The sequence below is a fragment of the Aliiruegeria lutimaris genome (genome assembly GCF_900099935.1).
Lineage (GTDB): Bacteria > Pseudomonadota > Alphaproteobacteria > Rhodobacterales > Rhodobacteraceae > Tropicimonas > Tropicimonas lutimaris.
Map to the genome: position 1 here is coordinate 52,737 of NZ_FNEK01000009.1, position 13,529 is coordinate 66,265.

The window sequence follows — 13,529 nt, forward strand, 5'->3', positions numbered from 1 at the left end:
GATCAGCCTCCCGCCCGGCCGTCCGGACCGACGACCGTGCCGGTATCGACCTGCGGTTGCACGGGACGTGAACGGCGGATTTCGCGGGTGAGTGTCGCCAGGTCAGCGCGCAGCTCGGCCACGGTTTCCTGCCGGCCTGCGGCCAGTTCTTCCAGGATGCGCAGCAATTGGACGTCGATCGAGCGCAGGCGCATCCGCGATTCCGCGTCGCCCCCGGTATCGGCCATCTCGCCTTCCTGCGTGGGGGCCGAGCCGACCTTGCGCAGCATTTGCTGCTGGGTGTCGTGCATGCGATCCTGCCCCTCGGCAATGCGTTCGAGAATGTCGGTTGCGCGATCGCCATGCTGCATGGTGCGGGTGAGCGCGGTCACCGCCATGGCAACCTCGGTCAGCTTGTCATCGACCATGGAGCGGCTGGCATCGGCGACGCTCAGTGTCTCGCGCATGACCTCCATCTGCTCGGCCATGTGGTCAAGCACGGCCACGAGCGCACCGGCCTCGCCGGACATTTCGCTCTCGCCGCCGGCGAAGCCGAGCCGGGTGATCGAGGAGAGCCATTCTTCCAGCTCGCGGTAAAAGCGGTTCTGTCCACGGGAGGCGAAAAGCTCCAGCAGGCCCACCACGAGCGAGCCGGCAAGACCCAATAGCGAGGAGCCGAAAGCGGTGCCCATGCCGCCGAGCTGTGCTTCCAGCCCGCCCATGAGCTTCTCGAAGACCTGCACGCCGGTCTCGCCCTCCTTGGGGGCGAGCGAGCGGATGGTCTCGACCACGGCCGGCACGGTGGTTGCCAGGCCATAGAAAGTACCCAAAAGGCCAAGGAATATCAGCAGGTTGACGATATAACGGGTGATATCCCGCCCTTCCTCGATCCGGGTTGCGACCGAGTCGAGAATGGAGCCGGCCGAGGTCGAGGAGATCTGCCGATGCACCCCGCGCGAGCGCAGCAATGCGGCCAGAGGCGCCAGAAGGCGCGGCGTAGGGCTGTGGGCCGCCGACTGGTGGTCGCGGGCGAAGGCCTCGATCCAGCGGACCGAGGAGGAAAGCTGCACGACTTGCAGGAAACAGGCCAGCACGCCGATGACGAAGACGAGGGCGATGGCGCCGTTCAGCCAGGGATTGGCCCAGAAGACCGGCTGGACCGAAGGAAAGACGACCCAGCTTCCGGCGGCGAAGAGCCCGACGGCAACCAACATCTGCGTGATCTGGCGCACAGGTTGCGAGAAATGGGTCTGGACTGGGCTGTCGCTCATGGTTCCGGGGCATCCCGCGCAGGTGAAAAATCTTGTTCGCACGTTAGTTGCGCGGTTTTCGAAAGCCAATGCGCAAACAGAAAAACTGCGGCAAAGCCGTTTGTGTGTAACCTCGAAACACGATCGCCGGGCCGGTTGCGTCCGGCCTGCCCGGATTTTCCGCGCCTCAGGCCTTGGTCGTCAAGGCGCGCACCCGTGCCACCAGCCAGTCGAGATCTTCATCGGCCAAGCCAAGCTCGGTCAGGTGATCGGCCGTATTGAACAGGTACTCGGTGTTCGGTCCGCGCCCGCCGACGGCGCGGGCGATGATCTGTGCCTGTTCTTCAAGCGGCATGCCGCCGCAATACTGCACGTGGCCGCGTTCAATGACATAGGCCAGCGCGGTCACGTTGCGCCCGTCATGCAGGCGCAGGGAGACGAGTTCCTCAACATAGGCCGAGGAGATCAGTTCGCGCTCGCGCAGCGCGTCGAGCGTCCTGGCCTCCTCACCCGGCATCACCCGGAAGGCCAGCCCGTCGCAATGCGCCCCTTCGAACTGGTCTAGCGCCAGCACGAGGCCGGGATCCTCCTCGGTGCCGCGGTGGTGGATCGAGGACATGCAGAAGGCCCGGTGGTAGCCGGTGAGCCGCGCCACAGCCTGTTCCTCCACCGGGAAGCCCGGATGCCAGATCAGGCTGCCATAGCCGAAAACCCAAAGCGGTTGCGTCGTGTCGATTTCCTGAAGCATTTCTGGTCCCTCGCGTGTTCCGCGGTGTAAAGCGTAAAACGGGAAGAGGTGAAAGGGGCGTCATGAAACCGATCCGTCTGCTGTGGCTCACAGTGATCTTCGTGCTTGGCTGGAGCGCCTGGTGGGGCTGGGGCGCGTGGAGCGCGAAAACCGGTCTCGAAGGGTGGCTTGAGACGCGGCGGGAGGCCGGCTGGCAAGCCGAGTGGGATTCGGTCGAGGTTCGGGGTTTTCCGACCCGGATCGACCGGACCATTTCCGGGCTGGTGCTGGCCAATACCGAGAAGGGCTGGGTCTGGCAGGCGCCGTTCTTCCAGATCCTGGGACTCAATTACCAGAAGGATCACGTGATCCTTGTCTGGCCCAACGAGATGACGCTGCAGACGCCGTGGCAGAAGGTCTCGATCACCGGCGACGAGATGCAGGGCAGCGTCACCTTCCGTCCCGGCGGCGAGCAGGAACTGGCAAGTGCGACGCTTGTGTTCGACGGATTGGCGCTGGCCTCCGATGCTGGGTGGACTACCAGCATGGAGCAGATGCGCCTTGCCACCCGCCCGAACGAGACGCGGGAGGAACAGCGGGACATCGGGCTGGAGATCGTCGGGCTGAAGCCGCGCTCGGAGGGGATCGCGATGCTGGCCAAGGCCGGGCTGTTGCCCGCGACGGTTGACACGTTGAAGGCCGACCTGACCGTCGGTTTCGACCGTCCCTGGAACCGGGAGGCGTTGGAGAAGGATCGCCCGCAACCGCGGGAGATCGACATTCACGAGATCGCCGCGAAATGGGGCCAGCTGGAACTGCGCATCGCCGGGGCACTGACGGTCGCGGCGGACGGCGTTATCAGCGGCGACGTGATGGTGAAGTCCACGAACTGGCGCGAGATGCTCGACATCGGTCGCCGTTCTGGGCTTGTTCCCGACAGCCTCGCCGATCCGGTCGAAAGCGCGTTGAGCATGTTGAGCGGACTGGCGGGCCGCTCCGACACGCTGGATATCCCGCTGAGCTTCGAGAATGGCAGAACGCGGCTCGGGCCGCTTCCGCTCGGTCGCGCACCGGTTCTGTCGATTCCCTGAGACCGCAGCGGGAAGCATCTTTGGGCCGCTCGGTGGCGCGCTTTGCGCGGGAACGATCCTGCGGATCGTGCCTCCGGAGGGGATATTTCCTGGAAAGATGATTGGAGAGAGCGCTTGGTGGATCCACATTCGGGAGGTGTTCCGACGCCGAATGGCGACAAGATCGTCCGGCTTTTTCCTTTCTCCGGCCGGCTGAGAGCGGTCGCCGAAGGGGCGGCCACCGATAGACGGTTGCCCGCAAATTCGGTATAATTAGATGTATTTAGATTTATGATTTAGGAGGCAAAGATGGCTTTTGGAATCTCGGGTGTCTTTTTCAACGAAGACGGCAAACAGCAGGAATTCGGCTATCCCTATAGCGAACGAAAGACGCGTATCGCGGCGATGCCGAACAACTCGATCAAGCTCATTCGTATCTACCAGCATGGTGCGCCCGGATATATCGGCGAGGATGACGCGAACGCCCTCGCGCAGATGCTGAAGGACAAGATGCAGAAGCATGGACAGATCCAGCTTCTGGGCTGTTCGACAGCCGGTGTCGAGGGGCATGCCTGGAACCCCGTGGGCGGCATCGGCCTGCTGACGCGGATGATCATGTATCACGGCGTGATGAAGATGATGGGCTTGCCCGAGGCGGCAAAGAAATGGAGCGACAATGTTGCCGGGGACACCAGCCGGCTGATCCCCAATGTCTATGTCATGGGGCTTTCCGGTATCTCGTTTCCGCTGTCGCGCATCCATGACAGCCTCGAGACGGGTTTCAAGCCCTCTGCGCTGATGGCGGACCGCTTCGTCTACATGAACGGGAAGCTCTTAAGCGAGTACAACAATTTCAACCTGCCCAAGTGAAGGCACCAGCTCAGCGTGACTTTTCCTGTGCCTTGATCTGGTTCCAGAGCGCGTCCATTTCGTCCAGCGTCGCCTCGGCGGGCGAGGTGCCGGATACGTGGAGCGTATCCTCGATGGCGTTGAAACGGCGAGTGAACTTGGCGTTGGTGCGGCGCAGCGCCTGTTCGGGATCGACGCCGAGATGCCGGGCCAGGTTGGCCAGCACGAAGAGCATGTCCCCCATCTCGTCCTCGATAGCGTCATGGGAGCCGGATTTGGCGGCCTCGGCCAATTCCTCGGCTTCCTCCCGGATCTTGTCGAGGACGAGGTCCGCATTGTCCCAGTCGAAGCCGACGCGGGCGGCGCGTTTTTGCAGCTTGTAGGCGCGCAGAAGTGCGGGCAGACCCATCGCAACGCCGTCCAGCACCCGTTCTTCGCCCTTGGCCTTGCGTTCGGCGGCTTTCACGACCTCCCAGTCTCGGGTCTGCTGTTCGGCGGACTTGTCGCGGCTTTCATCGCCGAAGACATGCGGGTGGCGGGCGACCATCTTGTCTGAGATCGAATTCGCGACCTCGTCGAAGGTGAAGCGCTCCTCTTCCGTGCCCATCTGCGTGTAGTAGACTACCTGCAGCAGCAGGTCGCCCAATTCGCCCTTCAACTCGTCCCAGGCCTCGCGCTCGATGGCGTCGGCAACCTCATAGGCTTCCTCGATCGTGTAGGGCGCGATGGTCTCCCAGCTTTGCTCGATATCCCAGGGGCAGCCGGTTTCCGGGTCGCGCAGGCGGGCCATGATTTCCAGCAAGCGCGGCATCCCGCCCTTTGGATCGAAGACGAGGGAATCTGACATGGCGGCGGCTCCGGGCTTGGTCTAGGGTCGCGCCGAATTAGGAATGTTTCGGAGGATATGTCCATGCCGGTTCTCAATCGTATCGCCGGATATGCCGACGAGATGCAGCAGTGGCGGCGCTGGCTGCACCGCAACCCGGAGCTTGGGTTGGAATTGCCGCGCACGGCGGCCTTCGTGGCCGAGAGGCTGCGGGAATTCGGCGTCGACGAGCTGCACGAGGGTTATGCCCAGACCGGTATGGTCGCACTGATCCGTGGGCAGGCGAAAGGACCAGTGATCGGGCTGCGCGCCGATATGGACGCGTTGCCGATCCTGGAAGAAACCGGGGCCGAGCATGCCAGCGAGACGCGGGGAAACATGCATGCCTGCGGCCATGACGGGCACACGACCATGCTGCTTGGCGCGGCGCGCTACCTGGCCGAAACGCGGCGCTTTGCGGGGACGGTGGCGCTGATCTTCCAGCCGGGCGAGGAGCTTGGCGGCGGCGGCAAGGTGATGTGCGACGAGGGGATCATGGAGCGCTTCGGCATCACGGAGGTTTATGCGCTACACAATTCGCCCGACATGGAAGAAGGCCGGTTCGCCACCCGCAAAGGGCCGATGATGGCCGCTGTGGACGATTTCGCCATCACGATCCGGGGCGTGGGCGGGCATGCCGCATGGCCGGAGCATTGCGTCGATCCGGTTGCGGCGGCAGTGCAGCTCGTCTCGGCGCTGAACGCGATCCCGGCGCGCAACCTGAGCGCCTTCGACAATGCCGTGCTCTCGGTGACGCAGATTAGTGTCGGCAGCGCAACCAACGTGATCCCGGCGGAGGGTTTCGTTGCGGGCACGTTGCGCACCTTCTCGCGCGCGGTAAGAGACAAGGTCCGTGCCCGGATAGAGGAGATCTGCACGGGCATCGGCGCCGCGATGGGCCTGGAAGTGACGCTGGAATACACAGAGGACTATCCCGCAACGGTGAACCACCCCGAGCAGACCGATTTCGCAGTGGAGGTCGCGCGCGAGGTGGTTGGCCCCGACAAGGTAGACCCGGATTGGCCCGCTGAAATGGGCGCCGAGGATTTCTCCTTCATGCTCGAGGCGCGGCCGGGGGCCTACCTGTTCCTCGGGCAAGGGGTGGGGCCGCGCTGCCATCACCCGAAATTCGATTTCAACGACGAGGTCGCGCCAATCGGGGCCAGTTTCTTTGCCCGGATCGCGGAGCGCGCGCTGCCCCTGGAGTGATCCGCGTCAGTAGAACAGGTTCATCACCAGCACCGACACGACGAGGAAGATCGCCGTCATGATCCCGCCTGCGCGGATGAAGTCGCGCACCGAATAGCCCCCCGGCCCCATCAGCAGGGCGTTGACCTGATGGGTCGGGATCAGGAAGGAATTCGAGGTCGAGATCGCCACGGTAAGGGCAAACACGGCCGGATCCGCGCCGGCGCCAAGCGCGATATTCACCGCCAGTGGCACCAGCAGCACGGTGGCCCCGACATTGGACATGATCAGCGAGAAAACGGTCGCCAGCACCGCGACCGTCGCCTGGATCACCCAGATCGGCATGCCGTCCAGAACGGTCAGGAGTTGGTGGGCGATCCATTCGGCGGTTCCCGTGCTCTGCACAGCCTGCCCGAGCGGGATCAGCGAGGCCAGCAGGAAGACGGTGCTCCAGCTCACCGATTCATAGGCCTCGTCGATGCTCAGAACGTTGGAGAGGATCATACCCAACGCGCCGACCAGCAGGCAGAGCGACAGGCGCATATCGGTCAACAGAACGAGGCTGATTGCGATCAGGAAGAAGATCAGCGCCCAGCCGACCTTTTGCGGCCGCGTGGTTTCGCGCGGGTAATCCTGGGTCACGACGACGAAATCGCGATCCTGTTCCATTCGCGTCAGCGCTTCCCAGGTGATGTGACCGACCAGCGTATCGCCCGCCTCGAAAGGGATCTCGCCGAAATCGATATCCGCGGTCTCGCGCGAATACGTCTTGCCGCCGCGATACATCAGCAGTGGCGCGAGGCCGTGCGCCTTGCGCAACCACAGGTCGCGCGCGCTCTTGCCGATAACGCCCGAGCCGGGCGGGATGACCACTTCGGCGATGCCTGCGCGCGTCGGGCCGAGATCCTCGGCAAAACCGGCCAGAACGGGTGATTCCTCGAGCTCGAAGCAATATTTGAACTCTTCCACAGCCCCCGGCTCGGCAATGATCGCCAGCCGGGCCGGCGCCTGCAGAACGGTGTCGCGCGGCGGCGAGGTATAGGTCTTGCCCTCGTATTGCGTGGCAATGATCTGCAACCGCAACGCGCGCTGAATGTCATCGATGCTCTGGCCGACAAGGATCGAACCGGGGGGCACGATGATCTCGTGAATGGCGCCGTCGATGCCGTAGGTTTTCGAGACATATTCCAGCAGCGATTGACCGCGCGCGCCCTCGCCGGCGGCGCGGTGAGTCTGTTCCGGCAGCACGAAACGGCCGAAGAAGATGAAATAGGCAAGCCCCGCCGCCACCAGCGCCAGCCCGATCGGGGCGACCGAAAACAGGCTGTAATCGGCCATCTGCTGATCGGGCGGCAGGGTCGGGTTGATGGTGTCAAAGAGGTCGTTGAGCAGGATCAGCGGCGAGGAGCCGACCATGGTGAGCGTGCCGCCGAGGATCGCGCAGAAGCCCATCGGCATCAGCAGGCGGGACATGGGCAGCCCTGTGCGCGCCGCGATCCGCGACACCACCGGCAGGAACAGCGCCGCCGCGCCCACGTTCTGCATGAAGGAGGAAATGAAGGCAACGGTGGAGGAGATCAGCAGCACGATCCGGCTCTCCGCCGACCCGCCGATCCGCGTGATCCAGTTGGCGACACTGGTCATCACGCCTGTCCTGTCCAGACCGGCGCCGATGATCATCACCGCGATGATGGAGATCACGGCGTTGGAGGAAAAACCGGAGAAGAGATGCTGGATGTCAACGATATGGTCGAGCCCGGGAAGCGAGGCGAGGCAACCCAGCATGACCATGATCGCCAGCGCCGCGACATCGACCCGAACCAGCTCGGTCACGAAAAGGCCGACCGTCAAACCGAGCACGCAGAGCACCATGACCATCTCGTAGGTGAGACTGATCTGCTCCACGCGGCACTCCCCATTTACTCTCGTCGATGGATCTCACCCGTTTTCGACAACAAACTCAATCCCCTCGGACATCTTGTCCACGTGGGGGCAGCCGGGAAAGAGTTCACGATCCGGATATCCGGGGGGCCGGCCTTGCCGGCAACAGTCGCTCAAGGCGCGATGTCGTGCATCCTTCCCGAACCTCGCGCCACATCGGGTTGTTGAGCGACATTTCGCAGCGCGCCAGGAACATCCGCCCATCGACATGCAAGCAGATCACGTCACCCAGCTCGACCCGTCCACCGGTGCTGTCCGTGCAATAGCAGTCGATCACCCGGCCCGAGGGCGTCGTCACATCCGCCCAGGCCGGCGAAACGCTGGCAAGCAGCGGTATCAGCAAGGCTCTCACCATCGCGCGATGCTATCACGGTCGGCCCCCTTGACCAAAGCGCAACATTCCGGCACGCAGCCGGGCATGGTTCCCGAGCACAGATTGCACGAAATCGCCCAGCGCTTCGAGTTTCTCGAAGCGAAGATGGCAGGTGGCGCCGAGGCGAGCGAGATTGCGCGTCTCGCCAAGGAGTATTCGGATTTGAAGCCGGTCGTGGCAGAGATCGCGGCCTGGAAGCGATGCCGCGCCGACATTGCCGAGGCCGAGGCGATGCTCGACGACCCGGATATGCGCGAGCTTGCCGAGGAAGAGTTGCCCGTCCTGCGCGCGCGGCTTCCCGAACATGAGAAAGCTCTGCAACTGGCGCTCCTGCCCAAGGATGCCGCCGATGCCCGCCCGGCCATGATCGAGATCCGCCCGGGGACGGGTGGCGAGGAAGCCGCGCTTTTTGCGGGCGACCTGCTGCGCATGTACCAGCGCTACGCCGAGGCGCAGGGCTGGAAATTCGAACTGATCGAGACGCAGGAGAGCGAGCTTGGCGGGATCAAGGAGGCGGTTGCCCATGTGCAGGGCGAGGGCGTCTTTGCACGACTGAAATACGAATCCGGCGTTCACCGGGTTCAACGCGTGCCCGAGACCGAATCGGGCGGCCGCATTCACACATCCGCAGCCACTGTCGCCGTGTTGCCCGAAGCGGCCGAAGTGGACATCGACATTCCCTCCACCGACATCCGCATCGACACGATGCGCGCCAGCGGCGCCGGCGGCCAGCATGTAAACACCACCGATTCGGCGGTCCGGATTACCCATTTGCCCACCGGGATCATCGTGACCAGCTCCGAGAAATCGCAGCATCGCAACCGTGAGATCGCCATGCAGGTTCTGCGCGCGCGGCTCTATGACATGGAGCGGCAGAAGGCGGATGACGAACGCGCCGCCGACCGGCGCAGCCAGGTCGGCTCGGGGGATCGCTCGGAACGCATCCGAACCTATAATTTCCCGCAAGGACGGATGACAGACCATCGTATCAACCTGACGCTCTACAAGCTCGACCAGGTGATGCAGGGCGACCTGACCGAGGTGATCGACGCGTTGATTGCCGACGATCAGGCGCGCAAACTCGCCGAGATGGGCACGTGACATTCGCCGAGGCGCTGGCCGTCGCGGTGGAACGGCTAAACCGGGCCGGGGTGAAGACACCGCAGCGGGATGCGCGGTTGCTCGTGGCCTTCGCGGGCGGGATCGCGCCGGACCGTCTGACCCTTCACTTGCGCGATCCGTTCGAGGCTGACGCGGCGCTCGCAGCCGCGCTCGACGCCCGCGCGGCGCGCCAGCCGGTGTCCCATATCACCGGCAAGCGCCTGTTCTGGGGGCGGATTTTCCGTGTTACGGCGGAAGTTCTGGACCCGCGCCCGGAAACCGAAACGCTCATCGCCGCCGCCCTGGAGGCGCCGTTCGAACGGGTGCTCGATCTCGGCACGGGGAGCGGTTGCATCCTGCTGAGCCTGCTGGCGGAGCGCCCACAAGCGACTGGCCTTGGCGTCGATCTGTCCGAGACCGCGCTGGAGGTTGCCCGGCAGAACGCCGCCGACTTGCAGGTGCCCGCGGAGTTCCGCCGCTCCGATTGGTTCGAAACGGTGACGGGAAGTTTCGACCTTGTCGTCTCCAACCCTCCCTATATCTCGGCGGACGAAATGACCGGGCTTGCCCCGGAGACGCGGGACTGGGAGCCGCGACAAGCGTTGACCGATGAGGGGGACGGCCTGTCATGCTACCGGATTATTGCAGCGCGGGCTCCCGATCACCTGGCTCCGAACGGGCGGTTGATGGTCGAGATCGGCGCCTCCCAGGGCGATGCGGTGTCGGCGATTTTCGCGGAGAGCGGCTTCGAGGATATCCATGTCCTGCCCGACCTCGATGGGCGCGGCCGGGTGGTTGCAGCCAGGCGGGGCGTCGCGAAAACCTAGTGCATTGGTGTCAAAACTGCGCCAGACTGGGCGGAATACGGCAGAGTGGGCGGTTTTTGACTTGTCAGCAGTCGCCGTGCATGTAAAGCAGGACGAGCACGGAGCGTAGGGCGTACGCCCCCCCGCGCTGATAGTCATAACAACTTGGACCTAACAGCGGAATTTTTTCGCAAGACTAGCGAAGGTCCTGAACCCGCAACAAGGCGGAACAGAAAAACCTATGAGATCATCCAAGTCACGTTCGCGCTCCAAGTCGAACCGTCAGCGCTCGATGGGAAACATCGTCAACCGGGTCTTTGATTCCTCGGGCCCGGAAGGCAAGGTGCGTGGCACCCCGCAGCAGATAATCGAAAAATACATCCAGCTTGCCCGCGATGCCGGCCTCAGCAACGACCGCGTGGCTGCCGAAAACTTCCAGCAGCACGCGGAACACTACACTCGTATGCTCGGCGAAGCACAGCGCGAGCAGGACGCACGCCGCGAACAGCAAGAACTGCAGCAGCGTGACCGCCAGCGTGATCGGAATGACAATAATTCGGGCGGCAACAATTCGGGCGGCCAACAGGTGCGGTCCCAGAACGAGCCCGAGGCCCTGCAATCGGTCGAACCGATGGACACGCAGCCCGACTTGATCGAGGACGATCTGCAAAGCCCGCCGCAGCCGGACCTGCTTCCGGATGCCCCCGCCGCAGCGGCAACGGCGCCTGCAGGCGATGATAACTCCCAGAATGACAGCGGGCTGGTCGAGACCCCCGAGAGCAAGCCCAAGGCGCGGCGGCCGCGTCCCCGCAAGGTGAAGCCCGAGGCAGAAGGCGCCGCGGTGGAAGACACGGCAACGGAATCCAAGCCGAAACGTCCGCGAGCCAGCCGGGCCAAGCCCAAGGCACCGAAGGACGCCGAGACTTCGGGCAATGCCGAAGGTGCATCGCCGGCAGCCGCCACCAAGACTGAAGCAACCGAACCGCCGGAAGCCGCGGAATAATCCGTTCGCTCGCGAGCACCTTGCAGACACGTCAGGTGCTCCTTCCAGGGCGGGGGCGCTGCCCCCGGCGCTCTTGCGAGCGCTCCCCCGGGATATTTCCGGAAAGGGGATGAGCAAGGCGGGACTTCCGCTCATTGCTTCCCCGACGTCCTCCACCGCGAGCCCGACCCGCAGGGGCGGCCGCGTGGAATGGAGCCCTCAAACTCCTGAAGCCCTCAGCACGGCCGGCAGTTCTTCTGCCAAGTCCTCGGCAATCAGGCCCGGACCGAAGGATATCGCCGCCTCGGCATGCAGCCAGGCCGCGGTTTCCGCCGCCCCGACGGGCCAGAAACCACGCGCCATCAGCCCGGCGATCATTCCCGCCAGCACATCGCCTGCCCCGGCAGTGGCCAGCCAGGGTGCCGCGCGCTCGTAGCAGGCAGCGTGCACCACGACCCGGCCGCCGGGCTCGACAATGACCGTGTCCTGCCCCTTGAAGAGCAGAATGCAGCCCGCCCGCGCCGCCGCTTCCTGTGCCGCCTCGATCTTGGAGATCGCCGGACCCTGCTCCGGACAAGCAATGAAGCGCGCCCAGATATCGGGAAAGAGGCGGGCGAACTCGCCGGCATGAGGGGTCAACACGACGCCGGAATGGAGATGCGCGAACAGCGCCTGGGGCCGTTCGGCGAAGGCGGTCAAGGCATCGGCATCCAGAACGCATCGGCGGCGGCTGCCAAGTGCGGTCAGCACCAGGTCCCGGGTCGCGGCGCTCACCCCGAGCCCCGGCCCGAGGCACAGCGCGTTCAACCGTTCATCCTCGAGGAGCGTGCCCAGATCTGGTGCCCCGTTGCAGCGAGTCAGCATCACGGCGGTCAGTTGAGACGCACATTCGCTCATGGCAGGGGCCGGCGCCGCGAGCGTGACGAGCCCGGCGCCAACCCGAAGGGCCGCCCGCGCGGCCAGACGCGCCGCCCCTGTCCGCCCCGGCCCGCCGGACAGGACAACCGCATGACCGTAGTCGTATTTGTGGGCGCCCGGATAGTCTTCGCCGCCCTTGCGCAGTTGTCGTTTGTCCGGTTCGGCCAGTTGCACCATGTCCGAAAGCTGCTCGCGCAGGGCTGGCCGCGCCGCACGCAGGGCCGGCTGGTTCAAGCCGATATCGGCAACGGCGACCCTGCCACACCATTCCGGGCCGTCGCCCAGCATGTGACCGCGCTTCAGGCGGTGGAACGAGACCGTCAGATCCTGCCGGGACGGCAATTCGCCGTCATTTTCCGGATCGAGCGGACGTCCTGAATCCATGCACAGGCCCGAGGGGGCATCGACGGCAACACGCCACGCCTTGCCCTCGGGAAGACAGGACGCGAGGTTCCGCAACGCTTCGTCCAGATCGCGCGCAAGCGGTCGCGTCAAACCGGTGCCGAACAGCGAATCCACGATCAGGCTGGGCGGTTGCTCCACCGGAACCGCACCGCCCCACCGTTCCCGCACGTGCCAGTCGGCGAACGGGACCACGGCGCCGATCTCTCCCCACCGGTCATGGTTCGCCTTGGCATCCGGCTGCAACCGGCCGGGATCGCCGTAGAGGAAGCAGGAGACCTGCCAGCCCATTTCGTGCAGCAGGCGCGCGATGACGAAGCCATCGCCGCCATTGTTCCCCGGCCCGCAGAGAATCAAGGCCTTTGCCTTGGCCTTCGCCAGATCCGGCAGCGCCTCGAACATCGCCTCGATAACACCCTGCCCTGCCCGTTCCATCAATTCCAACCCGGTCGCCTGCCCGCTATCGAAAGCGGCTTGCTCGATGGCGCGCATTTGAGCAGATGTCAGAAGTTCATTCATAGGAACCGCCTCATTTGTTTTCCATTTGCCCTTACCGTAGGCATTTCGCACATATTTTAATCACGGCACTGGGAAACGCTCGAACTCGTCAGCACCGCATCGCCTCTTGAATTGTCCCGCTCCGGGGATGATGGTCTGTGCATTTACCGGGACGGATCACAGGGGAGTCGGCCGCCACCATGAAAAAAATCGAAGCCATCATCAAACCTTTCAAGCTCGATGACGTGAAGGAAGCTCTTCAAGATGTCGGAGTGCAAGGTCTGAGCGTGATCGAGGTCAAAGGTTTTGGTCGCCAGAAGGGCCATACCGAGCTCTACCGTGGCGCCGAATATGTGGTGGATTTCCTGCCCAAGGTGAAGATCGAAGTCGTCCTCCCGGATGATCAGCTCGACACCGCGATCGAGGCGATCACGACCGCCGCCAAGACTGACAAGATCGGCGACGGCAAGATTTTCGTCTCCGCCGTCGAGACCGCAATCCGTATCCGTACAGGCGAAGAAGGCGACGAAGCCCTTTAACCGCCGCAACCGAATACCCAACCCCCATTACACTGACAGAG

Annotated in this window: 13 protein-coding genes; 7 read left to right on the forward strand and 6 right to left on the reverse strand. The window is 64.0% G+C overall.

Going from position 1 to position 13,529, the window contains the following annotated elements:
* Positions 1–2: 2 nt before the first annotated feature.
* Both BLR85_RS06240 and BLR85_RS06245 read right to left on the reverse strand, forming a co-directional pair.
* Positions 3–1,250, reverse strand: a complete 1,248-nt coding sequence (locus BLR85_RS06240) for a biopolymer transporter ExbB (RefSeq protein WP_212635023.1) — start codon at positions 1,248–1,250, stop codon at positions 3–5.
* A gap of 166 nt (positions 1,251–1,416) precedes the next feature.
* Positions 1,417–1,977 carry a gamma-glutamylcyclotransferase gene (locus tag BLR85_RS06245; protein WP_093151782.1) on the reverse strand — a complete coding sequence of 187 codons (561 nt, stop codon included), beginning with the start codon at positions 1,975–1,977 and terminating at the stop codon, positions 1,417–1,419.
* A 62-nt stretch (positions 1,978–2,039) separates the two neighbouring features.
* Here BLR85_RS06245 and BLR85_RS06250 point away from each other — a divergent pair, with 62 nt between their 5' ends.
* Both BLR85_RS06250 and BLR85_RS06255 read left to right on the forward strand, forming a co-directional pair.
* The gene (locus BLR85_RS06250; RefSeq protein WP_093151785.1) at positions 2,040–3,047 is read left to right on the forward strand and encodes a DUF2125 domain-containing protein; all 1,008 of its coding nucleotides are present in this window, start codon (positions 2,040–2,042) and stop codon (positions 3,045–3,047) included.
* 288 nt (positions 3,048–3,335) lie between these two features.
* Positions 3,336–3,896: a hypothetical protein gene (locus tag BLR85_RS06255; RefSeq protein ID WP_093151790.1), complete on the forward strand. Its 561-nt coding sequence runs from the start codon at positions 3,336–3,338 to the stop codon at positions 3,894–3,896.
* Between the two features lie 10 nt (positions 3,897–3,906).
* On the opposite strand, the gene mazG is transcribed toward BLR85_RS06255, so the two are convergent.
* Positions 3,907–4,722, reverse strand: coding sequence for a nucleoside triphosphate pyrophosphohydrolase (gene mazG, locus BLR85_RS06260; protein WP_093151795.1), 816 nt, complete (start codon positions 4,720–4,722; stop codon positions 3,907–3,909).
* Positions 4,723–4,785: 63 nt separating this feature from the next.
* Between mazG and BLR85_RS06265 the strand changes: the two genes are divergently transcribed.
* Entirely contained in the window at positions 4,786–5,949 is a 1,164-nt protein-coding gene (locus BLR85_RS06265) for a M20 aminoacylase family protein (RefSeq protein ID WP_093151975.1), read from the forward strand.
* 6 nt (positions 5,950–5,955) lie between these two features.
* Here the strand turns inward: BLR85_RS06265 and BLR85_RS06270 are convergent, their stop codons facing one another.
* Entirely contained in the window at positions 5,956–7,833 is a 1,878-nt protein-coding gene (locus BLR85_RS06270) for an SLC13 family permease (protein ID WP_093151801.1), read from the reverse strand.
* A gap of 103 nt (positions 7,834–7,936) precedes the next feature.
* The gene (locus BLR85_RS06275) at positions 7,937–8,224 is read right to left on the reverse strand and encodes a hypothetical protein (RefSeq protein ID WP_093151804.1); all 288 of its coding nucleotides are present in this window, start codon (positions 8,222–8,224) and stop codon (positions 7,937–7,939) included.
* A gap of 63 nt (positions 8,225–8,287) precedes the next feature.
* Here BLR85_RS06275 and prfA point away from each other — a divergent pair, with 63 nt between their 5' ends.
* The 3 genes from prfA to BLR85_RS30425 all read left to right on the forward strand — a co-directional run bounded on the left by prfA (position 8,288) and on the right by BLR85_RS30425 (position 11,152).
* Complete coding sequence (gene prfA, locus BLR85_RS06280; RefSeq protein WP_093151978.1) at positions 8,288–9,343, forward strand: peptide chain release factor 1; 1,056 nt, start codon at positions 8,288–8,290, stop codon at positions 9,341–9,343.
* The gene (prmC, locus tag BLR85_RS06285) at positions 9,340–10,170 is read left to right on the forward strand and encodes a peptide chain release factor N(5)-glutamine methyltransferase (RefSeq protein WP_093151808.1); all 831 of its coding nucleotides are present in this window, start codon (positions 9,340–9,342) and stop codon (positions 10,168–10,170) included. Before prfA ends, prmC begins: the two co-directional genes overlap by 4 nt.
* Before the next feature lie 220 nt (positions 10,171–10,390).
* Positions 10,391–11,152 carry a DUF4167 domain-containing protein gene (locus BLR85_RS30425; RefSeq protein ID WP_093151812.1) on the forward strand — a complete coding sequence of 254 codons (762 nt, stop codon included), beginning with the start codon at positions 10,391–10,393 and terminating at the stop codon, positions 11,150–11,152.
* 198 nt (positions 11,153–11,350) lie between these two features.
* Here the strand turns inward: BLR85_RS30425 and BLR85_RS06295 are convergent, their stop codons facing one another.
* Positions 11,351–12,970 carry an NAD(P)H-hydrate dehydratase gene (locus tag BLR85_RS06295; RefSeq protein ID WP_093151817.1) on the reverse strand — a complete coding sequence of 540 codons (1,620 nt, stop codon included), beginning with the start codon at positions 12,968–12,970 and terminating at the stop codon, positions 11,351–11,353.
* Between the two features lie 179 nt (positions 12,971–13,149).
* Between BLR85_RS06295 and BLR85_RS06300 the strand changes: the two genes are divergently transcribed.
* On the forward strand, positions 13,150–13,488 hold the full coding sequence (locus BLR85_RS06300) for a P-II family nitrogen regulator (RefSeq protein WP_068313250.1): 339 nt from the start codon (positions 13,150–13,152) through the stop codon (positions 13,486–13,488).
* The last annotated feature ends 41 nt before the right edge of the window (positions 13,489–13,529 follow it).